The organism is Marinobacterium mangrovicola (assembly GCF_004339595.1).
Classification (GTDB): Bacteria; Pseudomonadota; Gammaproteobacteria; order Pseudomonadales; family Balneatricaceae; genus Marinobacterium_D; species Marinobacterium_D mangrovicola.
The window spans coordinates 67,080-83,301 of the sequence record NZ_SMFU01000015.1 but is presented as its reverse complement, the minus strand read 5'-3'; the positions used below and the strand labels follow the sequence as shown (position 1 = coordinate 83,301).

The 16,222-nt window shown below is 57.4% G+C and carries 15 protein-coding genes; 10 read left to right on the top strand and 5 right to left on the bottom strand.

Features of this window, described 5'->3' with window-relative positions:
* Nucleotides 1-14 precede the first annotated feature (14 nt).
* From CLV83_RS22325 to hemB, 6 genes are all read left to right on the top strand, one after another.
* Nucleotides 15-368, top strand: coding sequence for a cupredoxin domain-containing protein (locus tag CLV83_RS22325; RefSeq protein WP_132298137.1), 354 nt, complete (start codon nt 15-17; stop codon nt 366-368).
* Between the two features lie 21 nt (nt 369-389).
* Nucleotides 390-605, top strand: coding sequence for a DUF2933 domain-containing protein (locus tag CLV83_RS22320; RefSeq protein ID WP_132298135.1), 216 nt, complete (start codon nt 390-392; stop codon nt 603-605).
* A 34-nt stretch (nt 606-639) separates the two neighbouring features.
* A complete protein-coding gene (locus CLV83_RS22315; RefSeq protein ID WP_132298133.1) occupies nt 640-993 on the top strand; it encodes a cation transporter in 354 nt (117 codons plus the stop codon).
* Between the two features lie 65 nt (nt 994-1,058).
* The gene (locus tag CLV83_RS22310) at nt 1,059-1,388 is read left to right on the top strand and encodes an NfeD family protein (protein WP_132298131.1); all 330 of its coding nucleotides are present in this window, start codon (nt 1,059-1,061) and stop codon (nt 1,386-1,388) included.
* A gap of 88 nt (nt 1,389-1,476) precedes the next feature.
* Entirely contained in the window at nt 1,477-2,997 is a 1,521-nt protein-coding gene (locus tag CLV83_RS22305) for a thymidine phosphorylase family protein (protein ID WP_132298129.1), read from the top strand.
* 742 nt (nt 2,998-3,739) lie between these two features.
* A complete protein-coding gene (gene hemB / locus CLV83_RS22300) occupies nt 3,740-4,702 on the top strand; it encodes a porphobilinogen synthase (protein ID WP_132298127.1) in 963 nt (320 codons plus the stop codon).
* 139 nt (nt 4,703-4,841) lie between these two features.
* Here the strand turns inward: hemB and CLV83_RS22295 are convergent, their stop codons facing one another.
* Both CLV83_RS22295 and CLV83_RS22290 read right to left on the bottom strand, forming a co-directional pair.
* Entirely contained in the window at nt 4,842-5,573 is a 732-nt protein-coding gene (locus CLV83_RS22295; RefSeq protein ID WP_132298125.1) for a PIG-L deacetylase family protein, read from the bottom strand.
* A gap of 388 nt (nt 5,574-5,961) precedes the next feature.
* Nucleotides 5,962-7,869, bottom strand: coding sequence for a PhoX family protein (locus CLV83_RS22290; protein WP_132298123.1), 1,908 nt, complete (start codon nt 7,867-7,869; stop codon nt 5,962-5,964).
* Nucleotides 7,870-8,097: 228 nt separating this feature from the next.
* Here CLV83_RS22290 and CLV83_RS22285 point away from each other — a divergent pair, with 228 nt between their 5' ends.
* Entirely contained in the window at nt 8,098-9,573 is a 1,476-nt protein-coding gene (locus tag CLV83_RS22285; RefSeq protein ID WP_132298121.1) for an aldehyde dehydrogenase family protein, read from the top strand.
* A gap of 364 nt (nt 9,574-9,937) precedes the next feature.
* On the opposite strand, the gene CLV83_RS22280 is transcribed toward CLV83_RS22285, so the two are convergent.
* Complete coding sequence (locus CLV83_RS22280; RefSeq protein WP_132298119.1) at nt 9,938-10,366, bottom strand: VOC family protein; 429 nt, start codon at nt 10,364-10,366, stop codon at nt 9,938-9,940.
* Nucleotides 10,367-10,556: 190 nt separating this feature from the next.
* Here CLV83_RS22280 and clpB point away from each other — a divergent pair, with 190 nt between their 5' ends.
* The 3 genes from clpB to CLV83_RS22265 all read left to right on the top strand — a co-directional run bounded on the left by clpB (nt 10,557) and on the right by CLV83_RS22265 (nt 15,200).
* Nucleotides 10,557-13,133, top strand: a complete 2,577-nt coding sequence (clpB, locus tag CLV83_RS22275; protein WP_132298117.1) for an ATP-dependent chaperone ClpB — start codon at nt 10,557-10,559, stop codon at nt 13,131-13,133.
* Between the two features lie 151 nt (nt 13,134-13,284).
* Nucleotides 13,285-13,845, top strand: a complete 561-nt coding sequence (locus tag CLV83_RS22270; protein WP_132298115.1) for a cytochrome c3 family protein — start codon at nt 13,285-13,287, stop codon at nt 13,843-13,845.
* Between the two features lie 23 nt (nt 13,846-13,868).
* Nucleotides 13,869-15,200, top strand: coding sequence for a multiheme c-type cytochrome (locus CLV83_RS22265; protein ID WP_132298113.1), 1,332 nt, complete (start codon nt 13,869-13,871; stop codon nt 15,198-15,200).
* A 66-nt stretch (nt 15,201-15,266) separates the two neighbouring features.
* On the opposite strand, the gene CLV83_RS22260 is transcribed toward CLV83_RS22265, so the two are convergent.
* A complete protein-coding gene (locus CLV83_RS22260) occupies nt 15,267-15,680 on the bottom strand; it encodes a YidB family protein (RefSeq protein WP_132298111.1) in 414 nt (137 codons plus the stop codon).
* 98 nt (nt 15,681-15,778) lie between these two features.
* Nucleotides 15,779-16,024 carry a hypothetical protein gene (locus CLV83_RS22255; RefSeq protein WP_132298109.1) on the bottom strand — a complete coding sequence of 82 codons (246 nt, stop codon included), beginning with the start codon at nt 16,022-16,024 and terminating at the stop codon, nt 15,779-15,781.
* Nucleotides 16,025-16,222 lie beyond the last annotated feature (198 nt).

The window sequence follows — 16,222 nt, the reverse complement described above, 5'->3', positions numbered from 1 at the left end:
AGGAAGTGAATGCGATGCTGATTATCAACCTGTTAGGCCTGCTCCTTATCGCGCTGATCGTATGGTGGTTCTGGATTTACCAGGGGCCCACCAGCCAGCTCGATGAGGGGCGGATCACCATTAGTGTGAAAAACGGAGTCTATGAACCCGCACATATTCGCATCAAGGCGGGCCAGCCTGCCGTGCTCGGGTTTGTGCGACAAGACCCTTCTCCCTGCGCCAGCGTGGTCGTATTCCAGGATTTCGATATCAGCGAGGAGCTGCCGCTGAACCAGGCCAAAGAGGTGCGCCTGCAACCGATGCAGCCCGGCCATTACCCCTTCACCTGCCAGATGCAGATGTACCGGGGTGAGCTGATCGTGGAATAGAACAGTCAGTGGGAGGTCCAAATGAATAAGCGTTGGTTAAGTACATGCTGCTCGCCAAAAGGGCTGTTGCTGATAGCCGTGCTGGCCCTCGGCGCCGGCTTCCTGGTCAGAGCGCATGGCTATCACCTGTTGGCCTGGCTGCCTTATCTGATCTTTCTTGCCTGCCCGTTGATGCACTTGTTTATGCATCACCATCATGGCGGTAAGGAACGGTCAGCAGAGGATAATGACAAGTAGCCAGTGAGCAACAGCGGGATAAAAGGAGAGAACAATGATCGATCAGGATCACAAACTAGGGGTGAAGGAGGCCAACTTGGTTTCACGCAAGCTACAGCTGTCAGGCATTCAGGGGCAGGAGGCAGAAGCGCTGGTGGCGGAGATTGAGCAACAGTTTGGGGTCGACCGTGTGGCATACGACCCGGACGCGGGAACACTGGCTTTCTCCTATGACGCGACCCATTGCAACCTGGATCTGGTGGAGTCGATCCTGAGCAAGCGGGGCGCCGGTTTCGCCACTAACTGGTGGAATCGCACCAAGCGCAGCTATTACCGCTATGTCGATCAAAACATCAAGGACAATGCGGGCTACGAGCCCCATTGCTGCAATAAAGTACCGCGTAAGTAATGTGAAATTTTCAAGTCGTTTCGATTAATCGCAAGGAGCGCGTTTTCGGCATAGAGGAGTAGCCCATGTGCCATATCGTGCTTTTCCTGCCTATCCTCGGACTCGCGGTATTTCTCGTTCTACCGTTGGTCTGGGCGGGTCCCGTTTACGCGGTCATCTTTCTGTTGTCGGTTGCTATGTACATGCTGATTATCAAGGCAATGCGACAGCCGATTACTACCGGTACCGAAGCACTTTTACGCAGCCGCGCTACGGTGGTTGGGGGAGATAAGGGTTATTGGCGGGTCCAGGTGGGTAATGAAACTTGGGACGCAGAGTCACCAGAGATACTGGAAGTTGGAGACTCCGTACGGATTACCAGTATCAACGGGCTCAGGCTCAGGGTGGAACACTGATTCCCGGTCCTGACGAGTGTCAGATCGGTATCCAAACCTGTTCACTGTAACCAACCCCTATACCGCCGAGAGGGGTTTCGGAGGTGGTATGTCGAAACAATCGGCCAACGACCCAAACAGTCTTAAAGCGATCCGTATCGGCATCGATACCTATCAGGAGTCGGTGGTGTATATGCGCGATGACTGCCATATCTGCCGAGCGGAGGGCTTTGGCGTCCAGACCCGTGTTCAGGTTCAGGCTGGAGGCCACAGTGTTATCGCCAGACTCAACGTTGTTGAATCCCTCTCAGCGATACTTCCTGCGGGCCAGATTGGGTTATCAAAAATTGCCTGGGACAGGCTGGGTCTGGAGGACGGCGACCGGGTCTCCATCAGCCACCCCGATTGGGTTAACTCACTCAGTTATGTGCGCAGCAAGATTTTCGAGCATCCGCTCAATCAGAGGCAGTTACTGGCGATCGTCAGCGATGTACTGCACGGCCGCTATACCGATGTTCATATCGCAAGTTTTCTGACCGCCTGTGCCAACCGCCTCAATATCGACGAAACCGCCTACCTGACCCAGGCGATGGTGGATGTCGGCTCCCGGCTGGAGTGGCCGGGAACAGATATCGTCGTCGACAAACACTGTATTGGCGGCCTGCCGGGCAACAGAACGACACCCATCGTCGTGTCGATCGTCACCGCGGCCGGGCTTACCATGCCGAAAACCTCATCCCGTTCTATCACGTCTCCGGCCGGGACCGCCGATACGATGGAGGTTATAACGCCGGTGGACCTCGATCTCGAACAGATTCAGAGCGTTGTTCGTGAACAGGGCGGTTGTCTCGCCTGGGGTGGAAACGTCAGTCTCAGTCCGGTCGATGACATCCTGATCCGGGTTGAGAAAGCAATCGACCTTGATAGCGAGGGACAGTTGGTCGCCTCAGTGCTGTCGAAAAAAATCGCGGCCGGATCGACCCATGTCCTGATCGATATCCCGGTGGGCCGAACCGCAAAAATACGCTCCAGGTCTGATGCTTTGGGCCTTAAACGGGTATTTGAACAGGTTGGCGAACGCCTGGGCCTGATTGTGCGGCCGGTGATTACCGATGGGAGTCAACCGATAGGGCAGGGAATAGGCCCCGCCTTCGAAGCGCAGGATGTACTGGCAGTACTCGGTAATCGGCAGGATGCACCGCCTGACTTGCGCGAGCGAGCGTTGTTATTGGCCGGACAGATCCTGGAAATGGCAGGGCTTGAGCCAACGGGGGCTGGAGTGGGCAGGGCAGCGCGGCTGCTAAGCAGTGGCGCCGCATGGAACAAGTTCAAAGCGATCTGTGAAGCGCAGGGCGGATTCAGAGAGATCCCAGAGCCACAATTCCGTCACCTGGCTGTGGCCGATAGCGATGGAAGGGTAAAAGCGATCGATAATCGCAAGTTGGCAAATCTTGCCAAATTCGCAGGGGCGCCCAATGCCAAAGCGGCAGGGATTCGCATTTTTATCAAGGCAGGCGATTCAGTTTCGAAAGGTGATCCGCTACTTGAGCTTTGCGCCGAGACCCAAGGGGAGCTTCGATACGCCATGTATTATTTACAACAGAATTCTAAATACATTCAGTTTTACTGAGAGAAGCGTTCGCCCTATGCCCTATAAACTGCATAGTACCAGTCGATGCAAAGTTGTAAGTGCAATGAGTGTACTCGCTGAATAGACACCCCGATGAATTAGAAAAAAACATAGCACAACGTTTTCTGCACCCGGGGATTTGGCACAAAGAAACAGCTCAAATGTTAGTAGGAGGTAAGCAATTAATCAGACGTTGGGTACACGCTTGCTAAAGGGCACCGCTGATTCGCACGTTCCCAGGTTCCCATAATATAGTCAGGAAGCTTAAGGACGTTGGCGTTCGCTGCCATTTACATAACGGGCCAGAGTTAGAAGTTGAGAGAGATCAGTTCCATAGGTTTAGAGATGAACGGCTAATGACCGCTATGTGCCGATAGCAGGCCTAGCTCACGGCATGTCTAAAGTCCGCTATGGGCCAACAGCGGTCGCTACGTTCGCCTGGCCCATCCTCCCGCTTTGAATCGTTAGTTGCTCCTGTGCTCAATAGACAGCCCTGCGATCCGTTTCAGGCCAAGTGATAAACCGTACGTATTACGGGCTTTGTCATTTCACGTTTTATGAGATCTGACGATTCAGGCCTCATTGACTTCTGCGGGTTTGAACGAGATGGCCGGCGTTGATTTTATGCACAGCAGTGTCGCGCTGTTTCGGCTGCAGTTTAGCGGCGAAAAAGAGTATTTTAGGGGCCGTTCTAAGCTGGCGACCCTCAGGTCGCCGGCTGCTATCTGAAAGGAGAGGTTTGATGCTCAAGCGTTTTCGTCGTCTGCGCCGCAACGAGGTGATGCGTGATCTGGTTCGCGAAACTCAGGTGTCCCTTAACGACCTGATCTGCCCTCTGTTTATCGAGGAGGGAATTTCCGCTCCGCAGCCGATCAGCAGCCTGCCGGGGATCGAGCGTCTGCCGGAGTCAGCCCTGGCTGCTGAGGTGGAAACACTCTGGAGTCTGGGCGTTCGCTATGTGATGCCGTTCGGCATTTCGCACCATAAGGATGAGACCGGCAGCGATACCTGGAACGACGAGGGTTTGCTGGCGCGGATGGTGCGGACTATCAAGCAGGCCTGTCCGCAGATGATGGTAATTCCCGATATCTGTTTCTGTGAGTACACCTCCCACGGCCATTGTGGCGTGCTGGAAGAGAATCACGTCTGTAACGATGCGACGGTGGAAAACCTGGTCAAGCAGAGCGTCACCGCAGCCCGTGCCGGTGCCGATATGCTGGCGCCCTCGGCGATGATGGATGGTCAGATCCGCGCCATGCGGGAAGGGCTGGACGCCGCCGGATTCGAGAACGTGGCGATCCTGGCTCATTCCGCCAAGTTTGCCTCCTCTTTCTATGGTCCGTTCCGTGTCGCTGTAGATAGCGAGCTGGATGGCGACCGCAAGGGCTATCAGCTCGATTACGCCAACGGCCGTCAGGCTCTGGCCGATGCCATGCTCGATGAGGAGGAGGGCGCCGATATCCTGATGGTGAAGCCGGCGCTGGCTTACCTGGATGTACTGGCACGACTGCGCGAGCGCACCCTGCTGCCGCTGGCCTGCTATCAGGTTGGCGGAGAATACGCATCGATCAAGTTCGCCGCCCAGGCCGGAGCCCTGGATGAGCGCGCGGTGGTGTTCGAAACCCTGACCGCCTGCAAGCGTGCCGGTGCCGATATGATCGTCAGCTACTACACCAAACAGGTCGCCCAGTGGCTGGCAGAATAAGCCGGTTGAGCATCTTCGCTGTAGTGGTTGAACTGCAGTGAAATAAGAGGTGAAAGCCGGGCTGGCCGCTGTTGGCCGTGCCCGGTAGTAAAACCGTCAGATCGCTATCGCGAGACGACGAGTCGCTAAGTGGCCGGTATTAAAGGGTATCGACCACCGAAGGCGCCAGGCGCATATAGCCTTCGGCGTATTCGATATCGCGTTTATTGGCGATGCCGATATTACGCTTGGCCTGCACACCACGCTGCTGGGCGACACGGGTGTAGTAGTGCCAGAGGTGTTCCTGGCCGGCCATGCATTCGATCGCTTTGCGTTTTGTCTCCCAGACATCGGTGATATCCAGGAAGGTGTTGGGAATCCACTCGCACTGTTCGGTTTGATGCGGCTCGAAGGCGTAGACCGGCGGCGCGCCGATAATCTTCTGACCCGGGTTGTGGCCCATCGCCTGGGCGGTGACAAGCGCTTCCTGCGCCAGGTGCATCGCCAGCGGATGGTCGAAGTTATACGGGTCTTTTACCGAGTGGCTGAGCACAAAGGAGGGCTGGAGTTCACGGTAGAGATCCACCATGCGGAACAGTATCTCGTCGTTCACGCGCATCGGGTAATCGCCGATATCCCAGAACTCCACCTCACCACCGAGAATATCGGCGGCCCGTTGCGCCTCTTCACGGCGTGCGGCCTTAACCCGATCCAGTGTCATCCCTTGCTGTTTCCAGAGCTTGGCGGATTCGCCGCGCTCACCGAAGGACAGGCAGACGATTTTGACCCGCCAGCCCTGTTTAACATGCTTGGCGATGGCGCCGCCGGCACGCCAGACAAAATCGGCGGAGTGGGCACTCACCACGAGTGCAGTCTGCTGGATATCGCTCATAAACCTTCCTTATTTCGCTGTTCGAAAGAGGCAAACTCAAACCTGCTTAAGTGAAGCCGCGACGCCTGCCTAAAGGGCCTGTGGGGCAGGCAGAGGCTTGCAGGGAGTTCCCTCCAAAGAGGTGCGCTATTTCCGCATTTATACCGTTGAACATCCAATTGATTTTTATTGTTATAACATAACAAAATAAGAACGAAGGAGCTGGAATGCTTCGCAGCGGTAGAACCCGAGCGGCAAGTGATGAGAGGTATAAAACAGGAGGGAAATGAAAAAGCCCGCACTCCATAAGAGGCGGGCTTTCAAAAGGGGACATCCCTGTAGGGTGCACATCCTGTGCGGCGTGTAAGTGTCCGTCTTACACGCCTAAAACTCTTAGCCTTCGGGGGGCTTAAGCCCCGATCACGCCGTTATCCTGGCGACGCACCACCATGATGGTAGAGCGCGGCTTGCTATTGCCGCCTGCCGGGAAGTGGGACGGCGCCAGGTCTTCGCCCGGATGCTGAACGCCGATGAAGACAGAACGCTGATCCGGTGAAAAGGCGAGGCCAGTGATCTCGCAGGCGATCGGGCCGGTGGCGAAGCGGCGGATCTCACCACTCTGCGGGTCGGCGCAAAGCATCTGGTTGTTACCCATGCCGGCAAATTCGCCCTCGTTGGAGTACTTTCCGTCGGTCTGAATCCAGAGGCGTCCAGAGTTGTCAAAGCCTACGCCGTCCGGGCTGTTGAACATGTTGTCTGCGTTGATGTTGTCGCTGCCTGCGTAGAGGCCTTCCTGTACCGTCGGGTTACCGGCGATAGCGAACAGATCCCAGTCAAAACGGGTGCCGGTGTGGTCACCACCGCGCGGCCACCAGCGAACGATCTGGCCGTAGTTGTTCTTGGCGCGGGGGTTCGGGCCGCCGACCGGCTGATCCATACCCTCGACACCGCGGTTTTTGTTGTTGGTCAGGGTGCAGAACACGGTGGTGCGGTTCGGGTGTACGGCCACCCATTCCGGACGATCCATGGTGGTGGCGCCCACCTGAGTGGCTGCTTCACGGGCAAAGATCAGCACATCTGCCTGGCTCTGGAAGCCGTTGGCTTCAGTCAGGCCATTCTTGCCGTGGGTCAGTTCCAGCCACTCGCCCTGGCCCTTGATTTCGCCATCGGCAGCGCTGAATTTCGCCACGTACAGGGTGCCGTCTTCGAGCAGATCGCGGTTGGCCGCCATGTTGTCCGGGTTGTAGGTGTTGCGGGAGACGAACTTGTAAAGATGCTCGCCGCGCTCGTCATCACCCAGGTAAACCACAACGTGGCCGCTATCATCGACGGTGACCGCGGCGTTTTCATGCTTGAAACGACCCAGCGCGGTGCGCTTCTTCGGTGTGGAGGTAGGATCCATCGGATCGATCTCGACTACCCAGCCGTGACGGTTCGGCTCGTTCGGGTTCTGCGACATGTCGAAGCGAGAATCCTGAGTGAACCACTGGTAGCTGCTCTTCGCCTTCAGACCGTAACGCTTCTGCTGGGCGTTAGGCGTGAAGCCTTCGGCAGAGGCGCCAAAGAAGCCGTTGAAGTTCTCTTCACAGGTCAGGTAGGTACCCCAGGGAGTCTGGCCGTTGGCGCAGTTGTTGAAGGTGCCCAGTGCCTGAGTACCGGTGCTGTCGGCAGCGGTCTTCAACAGGTCGTGGCCGGCGGCCGGGCCGGTCAGCTGCATCGGGGTGTTCGCGGTGATGCGACGGTTCAGGCGCGCGCCTTTTTCGACCTTCCACTGACCCTGATCGTTACGCTTGATCTCGAACACGGAGATACCGACGGCGGCCTGGGCGTTCTTAACGTCTTCGGCACTCAGCGCTTCCTTGCCCTGGTGTGAGAACAGATATTCGTAGTTGGTGTACTCGTTATTCACCGCCAGGACGGCGTGACTGGCGCTCAGCGGGAAGAAGCTCATGCCATCGGTGTTATCACCGAACTGGCCGGCCTGGGCTGCTGCGCTCTGGGAGCCGGAGGGATCAAATTCCGGTGCATCGGCCAGGATCGGATCACCCCAGGAGATCAGCGGCTCGGCAACGTAACCCTCAGGCACCACAAAGGTATCGGCAGTGCTGGCCGGCACCTGGGTAAAGCCCATAAGTTTGGTTTCGGTAACAGAGGCAACCGCATGCGCCAGCGGAGACGCGGCCAGGAAAAGACCCATGGCGGTGGCGCTACCCTTGAGAAAGCCTCGACGGCTCAGTCCCTTCTGCACCATGCGGTCAAAGTCGCTGTGTTCCAGTTCGACGCGATCTTCGTCCTCAAGCATCTCATGGTGGCTCATGTTTCGTTCCTTCTGTGTTACCTGAATATTGGATCCGCAATTGATACCAGCCTTATGTGACATCAATAAGACATTGACCGGGAAACGTTGCCAGTTAACGAGCGACTCCTCTCTGTTTCGTACTTGATTAATTTATTCTTGGTTAAATTACTTTCCCTACAGGGTTTCTATTATTCAGCCTTATACGTACATTGAGGTGACAGCAAACAGACAGTCCAGGAGGCTTGAATGACAGCTCGGCTCTTTATCGATGGTCAGTGGGTAGCGCCCGTCAGCGGCGAGACGTTTGAGGTGATCGATCCCGGTAACGGTAAACCCTTTGCCGAGGTGGCCAGGGCCGGTGCGGCGGATGTTGATCTGGCGGTCAGGGCAGCTCGCAGGGCGTTTGATGAAGGCCCCTGGCCACAGCGGAGCTTTGCCGAACGCGGGGGAGTGCTGCGTAAAATGGCGGCGCTGATTAATCAGCGTATCGATGAACTGGCCGAACTGGAGGTGCGTGATAACGGCAAGCCGCTGCCGGAAGCGCGCTGGGATATCGAGGATGTGGCTGGCTGTTTCGAGTATTACGCCGATATGGCGGAGGGCTTTGCCTCTGAGCAGAGTCAGCCGGTGACAGTTGGTGATGACAGCTTTACCTCCCGTGTCCGCAAGGAACCCCTGGGTGTGGTCGGCGCCATTGTGCCCTGGAACTTCCCGATGCTGATGGCTGCCTGGAAAGTAGCGCCCGCTCTGGCCGCCGGTTGCACGGTGGTGCTCAAGCCTTCTGAAGTGACACCGATGACCGCGCTGGTGTATGGCGAAATAGCCGAAGCGGCAGGCCTGCCCGCGGGTGCAATGAATATCCTCACCGGTTTCGGCCCGGAAGTGGGCGCGCCACTGACTGAGCACCCACTTGTGGATAAGGTGGCCTTTACCGGCTCGGTACCCACCGGCAGCAAGATCATGCAGGCCGCGGCCCAGGATGTGAAAACCATCTCTCTGGAGCTGGGCGGCAAGTCGCCGTTTATCGTTTTTGCCGACAGCGATCTGGAAGCGGCGGTGGAGTGGATCATGTTCGGCATCTTCTGGAACCAGGGCGAAGTTTGCTCGGCGACCTCGCGGGTGCTGGTTGAGCGCGAGATGTATGAACCCCTGTTAGAACGGTTATCCGCAGAGTGCGCCAAGCTGAAGATCGGTTACGGCATGGATGAGGATGTGCTGTTAGGTGCCATCGTCAACGAGACGCAGCATCGCAAGATTCTTGCGGCCATCGAGTCGGGTAAGGAGAGCGGCGCACGGTTGGTCTGCGGCGGCAAGGTGCCGGAGCACCTGTCCGAGGGCTATTACCTGGAGGCGACCATCTTTGCCGATGTGCCCACCGATTCCTCTATCTGGAAAGAGGAGATCTTCGGCCCGGTGGTTTGTATCAACCCCTTCGATAGTGAAGAGGAAGCGCTGCGCGAAGCCAATGACAGCGAGTTCGGTCTGGGCGCGGCGGTGATGTCGAAAGATCTTGAGCGCTGCGATCGGGTAGCCGAAGGGCTGCGCGCTGGTATCGTCTGGATCAACTGCTCACAGCCCACCTTTATCGAGGTGCCCTGGGGCGGCTACAAGCGCTCCGGCATCGGCCGTGAGCTGGGTCGCTGGGGCTTTGAGGCGTATCTCGAAACCAAGCAGATCACCAGTTATCACGGCGGCCCCTGGGGCTGGTATATCAAGGGCTGATTTCAGATAACTTATTGGTGATCTGGAAATTGTTTAACCGGGTCCAGGTTTTCTAATTTCTATCTGAGCGCACCCATCGTTCCCCTTTGGCGCAGCCGAGCATCGCAGGCTGAAAGAGAAATGAGGGGCCGGCTGTCTGAGGTGCCGCCGAGTTTCCGGCCCCGCTCTTTCAGACGAGAAGCACAGGGCAGTCGGCGCAGCCGACCAAGGCTCAGGGGCGGTTTGGGATTGTAAAGGTACTTGTCCGCACAAGTACCTTTACTCGCCTGCAGGCGAAACTGGCGCTGGGGAAGTGCTCTAAACCGGAAGGAGCCTCAGTTACTGCAGTATCCCCTCAGCATCTTAATGGCTATGCAGAAGTCCCTTACTTGGCGAACAGCGACTCGATGTTTTTGAACGCCTTGATCTCGATGGCGTTGTCGGAGGGATCAAGGAAGAACATGGTGGCCTGTTCGCCCACTTCACCCTTGAAGCGGATATAGGGTTCGATCACGAATTTAGTGCCCGCCGCCACCAGCCGTTCGGCCAGCGCCTGCCACTCATCCATTGGCAGTACGATACCGAAATGCTTGGCGGGTACCTTGTGGTTATCCACATTGCTCAGCGCTTCGCAGCCGCACTCTTCCGGTGCCACATGGGCGACGATCTGATGACCGTAAAAGTTAAAGTCGCACCATTTGCCCGGTGCGCTGCGGCCCTCGTTGCAGCCCAGCACTTCGCCATAAAATCGCCGCGTTTCCTCCAGATCCCGTACCGGAAATGCCAGATGAAAAGGGTGAATCGTTTGACTCATCGCTGACTCCTTGTCGATATGAAATGTGCTCTCAGTGTAGCCCTGTCGAATGACGGTTTCTCCGGTATTTATATCAGTGTTGGCTAATTTTTAATCACCCGACTCTTGAACCCGGAAAAAACACCCCTATTTATTGTGGTAACAGAAACACCGGAGTCCTCCGGCGCAGATGGTTTCAGAAGGAGATTCTATGCGTCCCGATAAATTCACTTCCAAACTCCAGGAAGCCCTGGCCGATGCCCAGTCACTGGCGATCGGCAAAGACCACAACATGATTGAACCTATCCACCTGCTGGCTGCTTTTCTTGAGCAGCGCGGTGGTTCCGTACGTCCGCTGCTGAAGCAGGCCGGTGCTGAGACCGGCGCGCTGGCGCGTAAGGTCGGCGAAGCGATCGATCGCCTGCCGGTGGTTTCCAGCCCCGATGGCGAGATCCGCCTGTCCCAGAACATGGCGCGTCTGTTTAACCTCACCGACAAGATGGCGCAGAAGCGCGGCGACCAGTTTGTCGCCAGCGAACTGGTGCTGCTGGCGATGCTGGAAGACAAGGGCGACCCCAGCAAGGTACTGAAAGAGGCGGGCGTGACCCGCGAGTCGCTGCAGGCCGCCATCGAGAATGTGCGCGGCGGTGAAGCGGTGATGGATGCCAACGCCGAGGAGACCCGTCAGGCGCTGGATAAGTACTGCATCGATATGACCGAGCGTGCCGAGTCCGGCAAACTGGATCCGGTGATCGGCCGTGATGAAGAGATCCGCCGTACCATCCAGGTACTGCAGCGCCGTACCAAGAACAACCCGGTGCTGATCGGTGAACCCGGTGTGGGTAAAACCGCCATCGTCGAAGGGCTGGCGCAGCGTATCGTCAACGGCGAGGTGCCTGAAGGCCTGAAGCACAAACGCGTGCTGGCGCTGGATATGGGCTCGCTGATCGCGGGCGCCAAGTTCCGCGGTGAGTTCGAGGAACGCCTGAAAGGCGTGCTGAACGAGCTGTCGAAGCAGGAAGGCCAGATCATCCTGTTTATCGATGAGCTGCACACCATGGTTGGCGCCGGTAAAGGCGAGGGCGCCATGGATGCAGGCAACATGCTCAAGCCTGCGCTGGCGCGCGGTGAGCTGCACTGCGTCGGTGCCACCACCCTGGATGAATACCGCCAGTACGTGGAAAAAGACGCCGCGCTTGAGCGCCGCTTCCAGAAAGTAATCGTCGATGAGCCCTCCGAAGAGGACACCATCGCGATCCTGCGTGGCCTGAAAGAGCGCTACGAAGTGCACCACGCGGTCACCATCACCGACCCGGCGATCATCGCGGCGGCCAAGCTGAGCCAGCGCTATATCACCGACCGTCAGCTGCCGGACAAGGCGATCGACCTGATCGATGAAGCTGCTTCCCGCATCCGTATGGAGATGGACTCCAAGCCGGAAGAGATGGATCGTCTCGACCGTCGCCTGATCCAGCTGAAGATGGAGCGCGAAGCGCTGAAGAAAGAGAAAGACGATGCCTCCCGCAAACGCCTGGTCGAGCTCGAAGAGCATATCGGCGAGCTGGAGAAAGAGTACTCCGATTTCGAAGAGATCTGGAAAGCCGAGAAGGCTACCCTGCAGGGTGCTGCCCAGGTGAAAGAGCAGCTCGACCAGGCCCGTGTCGAGATGGAGCAGGCGCGTCGTGCCGGTGACCTGGGCAAGATGTCTGAGCTGCAGTACGGCAAGATCCCTGAGCTGGAAAAGCAACTTGAGGCTGCCGACAGTGCTGAGCATGAACAGGCCGAAACCACGCTGTTGCGTAACAAGGTGACCGAAGAGGAAGTCGCCGAGGTCGTCTCCCGCTGGACCGGTATCCCGGTGGCGAAGATGCTCGAGGGCGAGCGCGAAAAACTGCTGCGCATGGAAGATGCGCTGCACCAGCGCGTGGTCGGTCAGGAGGAAGCGATCACCGCGGTCTCCAACGCGGTGCGCCGCTCTCGCGCAGGTCTCGCGGACCCGAACCGGCCGAATGGATCCTTCCTGTTCCTCGGCCCCACCGGTGTGGGTAAAACCGAGCTGTGCAAGGCGTTGGCGAACTTCCTGTTCGATACCGAAGAGGCGATGGTGCGTATCGATATGTCCGAGTTCATGGAGAAACACTCCGTGGCTCGCTTGATCGGTGCGCCTCCGGGCTATGTCGGTTACGAAGAGGGCGGCTACCTGACCGAAGCGGTGCGTCGCAAACCGTACTCCGTGCTGCTGCTCGATGAGGTGGAAAAGGCGCATCCGGATGTGTTCAACATCCTGCTGCAGGTGCTTGAGGATGGTCGCCTGACCGATGGTCAGGGCCGTACCGTGGACTTCCGCAACACTATCGTCGTCATGACCTCCAACCTGGGTTCGGATCTGATCCAGAACTTCACCGAGGATGATGATTACAGCCTGATGAAGAGCGCTGTGATGGAAGCGGTGGGTACTCACTTCCGTCCGGAAGTGATCAACCGTATCGACGAGGTGGTGGTGTTCCACAGCCTGCGCAAGAGCCAGGTGGCCGGTATCGCCAACATCCAGCTGGAGCGTCTGCGCAAACGTCTGGCCGAACGCGATCTGACCCTGAGCCTGACCAGCACCGCGCTGGACAAGCTGGTCGAAGTCGGTTTCGAGCCGATCTACGGCGCGCGTCCGCTCAAGCGTGCGATCCAGCAGTGGATCGAAAACCCGCTGGCGCAGAAGATCCTCTCTGGCGATTACGCGCCGGGCGAGGAGGTTGGTGTGGATGTGGAAGCCGGAGAGTTCGTCTTCCGCTAATTCGTACTACAACGACCCACAAGAGAAAGAGCCTGCCGAGCGATCGGTGGGCTCTTTTTGTTTCTGCGGCAATCTCACCTGGCGGAAAGAGACAGCTTGACTATAGTGTCAGCAAAGGAATAACCACCGAATAAGAAAGGGAATTCATCCCATGCTTAAAGCGGTAAAGATTCTGCTGATACTCGGCCTGCTTGGTCTCGCAACCGTATTGGCCTGGGGCGTTACCGATAAGGCGCTGCATATCACCTCCGACGCGGCGTTCTGTGGCAGCTGTCACAGCATGGAACCGATGCAAAAATCCTTTCTCAACAGTGCCCACGGCGGGCGTTCTACCACAGGCGTAGAGGTGTTATGCACCGACTGCCACCTGCCCCACGATAGCACCGTTAATTACCTCTACATGAAAGCACGCAACGGTGCCTGGGATGTCTGGAAGGAGTTTGTTCTCGGTGCGGACGACGTGGACTGGCATGCCAAGCGCGAACGCGCTCACGAATATGTGTATGAGTCCGGCTGCCTCAAATGCCATAACGGCCTGGAGCGCGGCAGCGAAAGCAACAGCGTCCAGTTCGTCGCCCACAAACCCTATTTTCAGGGCACTGTCGATAAGAGCTGTATCGACTGCCATAACGTGGGCCACAGGGATCTGACTCAGGCGTTGTTGACCCACGAACGCCAGAATCGCCCACCGCCTGTTATCGCTAATCCCTGAACAAGAAGCAAAAGGACGCGCCCATGGTTTCCCTCAAATCCCTCTCATTGATCGGAATATTCGCAGCCGTGTTACTTCTGTTGAGCCTTCCCTTAAAGGCTCAGAACGAGGGCGTGAACATCGCCCAGATCCGCACACTGGCGTTCAGCCAGGGGCTCAGTGAGCTGGACAAACAGTGCATTGCCTGCCACCAGGAGGAGCAGCCCGGCATTGTTGCAGATTGGAAAGACAGCCGGCATAGCCATGTGGGCGTGGGTTGTAACGACTGTCATGCGGCCAGCAAATCCCAGCCCGATGCCCAGTTGCATAATGAGGAGGGGTTGCAGGGTGTTTATATTACGCCGCTGGTTTCACCCAACACCTGTGGGCGCTGTCATGCCGAGGAGCAGGAGCAGTTCAATGCAAGCGGGCACTTCCGCTCGTATCACCAGATTATTCCCAAGGACAGCCTGCATGCGTTGGTGAAGTTCCACGAGGGGCGTAACAACAAGGAGCTGGGCGGGGCGCCGGGTGAAACCGGTTGTATGCAGTGCCACGGCACGGAGCTTGCCCTGAACGAAGATGGCACGCCGGATCCGACCACCTGGCCCAACTCCGGCATGGGGAATATTTATCCGGATGGCAGCACAGGTAACTGCGCGGCCTGCCATACTCGCCATAAGTTTTCCCTGGAGGAAGCACGCCAGCCGGCGGCCTGCGCCAGTTGTCACCTGGGCCCGGACCATCCGGATATAGAGGTATACGAAAACAGTAAGCACGGCCAGATCTACGCTACCGAGGGACACAAATGGAGCTGGGATGAACCGGCCGGCGCCTGGGAGCCGGGTGACTATCGCGCCCCGACCTGTGCCACCTGTCATATGAGTGGTGTCGGTGAGCTGGCCAGCACCCATAACGTCAGTGAACGTTTGTACTGGAATTTATGGGCCAAGCGCTCGGAGATGCGAAACTCCACCGATGTGCTGAGCCCGCTGTTGGGTAACGGGCCTCAGGGACGTGAGAAGATGAAACAGGTTTGCTCCGCCTGTCACGGCAGTAACCATACCGATGGTTTCTTTGCCCAGGGGGATAAGGCGGTCCAGCTGTATAACGTCGAGTATTACGACCCGGCCAAAAAGATGCTCGATGACCTTGAAGCCAAGGGACTGCTGCTTGAGAACCCCTGGGCCGACGAGTTTCAGATTACCTTCTACCATCTATGGCATCACGAGGGGCGCCGCGCCCGTCACGGTGCTCTGATGGCCGGGCCGGACTACGCCCACTGGCACGGCTTCTTCGAATTGCAGCTCGATATCTACAAGCTGGAGGCGATCTATCAGCAGCGTCTGGAGAGCGGTGAGATAGAGCCGCGTTAGTACCAAGCCCCGGTGTGCTCCGTCCGTTAATGGCGCAGCACACCGGCAGAAAGTCTGCAGTCTCTTTCAGAACAACTTACCCAGCATCCCTTTCGCCATATCGCCCATGGCCAGCGCGCCATCTTCGCTATTGCTGTCGATCAGTTCTGGAATCGTCTCAGCCAGGCCTTCGGCGGCGGTTTCCTGCCCCAGGCCCAGTTTGCTGGCAAAGGCGGCTACCTGATCGCTGCCCAGCAGTTCCAGAATGGTGGCGGGGGAGATAGCGGCGTTATCGCCACCGCCGAGCCAGGTGCTGGCTAGGCTGGCCAGTCCCGCGCCGTTTTCGGTAAACAGGGAAATCAACGCGCTCAGATCGAGTTCGCCGCCCTGGGTTGGGAGTAGGTTTTGCAGTGCGGAGGCGACGCTGCTCTGGTCAAGGTCGTTACCGTTGCCGCCGAGCTTGTTGATAAACAGCTGGGCAGCCATATTAAGCAGGCTCATGACAGATCCTCGGATTTAAACGAATTTACGAGCAGGACAGGCTCGAAAAAGAAAAGGCCCGGGGTGCGAACACTGCGGGCCTGTTTTTGGACGCTTGCTCAGAGCTTTGCCAGCTCGCCATCAAAGTAGCTGGCCGCCGCATCGGTAAAGTCGAAGGCGTCACGGATATATTTCAGCGTGGCCATCTCTGTTTCGGTTACACCCTGGCCATCACTGGCCGACTTCAGCAGGTCTGCCGCTTCGTCCTTGGAAATCTTGCCTTCACCGCGACCGGTGGTGTGGGCTGTGGCCAGATCAAGCAGCTCTTTTTCGTATTTGTTACCGTCAATGGTTACGTAAGCCATCGTTTAGTCCCTTTATGAGTAGGTCAGAGATGTCATGCAAAAAAGGTGTGAGATCCGGTGCGCTCTCTGCGGCACCTCTTTGACTTTAGACCAGCCTGATCAAAGCGGCGTTACGCAGCTGCAAAAAAGTTGAAATCTGCGTACCGGGCGGCAGTTGCCGGGCGCTTGCGGCGTGACAAGCGCCCACAACTCGGACAG

What these genes read in the sequence shown, in the direction of transcription:
- CLV83_RS22290 (WP_132298123.1), bottom strand. Translation starts at nt 7,869, where the DNA reads ATGAGCCACCATGAGATGCTTGAGGACGAAGATCGCGTCGAACTGGAA.
- CLV83_RS22320 (WP_132298135.1), top strand. Translation starts at nt 390, where the DNA reads ATGAATAAGCGTTGGTTAAGTACATGCTGCTCGCCAAAAGGGCTGTTG.
- CLV83_RS22260 (WP_132298111.1), bottom strand. Translation starts at nt 15,680, where the DNA reads ATGAGCCTGCTTAATATGGCTGCCCAGCTGTTTATCAACAAGCTCGGC.
- CLV83_RS22295 (WP_132298125.1), bottom strand. Translation starts at nt 5,573, where the DNA reads ATGAGCGATATCCAGCAGACTGCACTCGTGGTGAGTGCCCACTCCGCC.
- CLV83_RS22305 (WP_132298129.1), top strand. Translation starts at nt 1,477, where the DNA reads ATGTCGAAACAATCGGCCAACGACCCAAACAGTCTTAAAGCGATCCGT.
- CLV83_RS22255 (WP_132298109.1), bottom strand. Translation starts at nt 16,024, where the DNA reads ATGGCTTACGTAACCATTGACGGTAACAAATACGAAAAAGAGCTGCTT.
- CLV83_RS22315 (WP_132298133.1), top strand. Translation starts at nt 640, where the DNA reads ATGATCGATCAGGATCACAAACTAGGGGTGAAGGAGGCCAACTTGGTT.
- CLV83_RS22325 (WP_132298137.1), top strand. Translation starts at nt 15, where the DNA reads ATGCTGATTATCAACCTGTTAGGCCTGCTCCTTATCGCGCTGATCGTA.
- hemB (WP_132298127.1), top strand. Translation starts at nt 3,740, where the DNA reads ATGCTCAAGCGTTTTCGTCGTCTGCGCCGCAACGAGGTGATGCGTGAT.
- clpB (WP_132298117.1), top strand. Translation starts at nt 10,557, where the DNA reads ATGCGTCCCGATAAATTCACTTCCAAACTCCAGGAAGCCCTGGCCGAT.
- CLV83_RS22265 (WP_132298113.1), top strand. Translation starts at nt 13,869, where the DNA reads ATGGTTTCCCTCAAATCCCTCTCATTGATCGGAATATTCGCAGCCGTG.
- CLV83_RS22270 (WP_132298115.1), top strand. Translation starts at nt 13,285, where the DNA reads ATGCTTAAAGCGGTAAAGATTCTGCTGATACTCGGCCTGCTTGGTCTC.
- CLV83_RS22310 (WP_132298131.1), top strand. Translation starts at nt 1,059, where the DNA reads ATGTGCCATATCGTGCTTTTCCTGCCTATCCTCGGACTCGCGGTATTT.
- CLV83_RS22280 (WP_132298119.1), bottom strand. Translation starts at nt 10,366, where the DNA reads ATGAGTCAAACGATTCACCCTTTTCATCTGGCATTTCCGGTACGGGAT.
- CLV83_RS22285 (WP_132298121.1), top strand. Translation starts at nt 8,098, where the DNA reads ATGACAGCTCGGCTCTTTATCGATGGTCAGTGGGTAGCGCCCGTCAGC.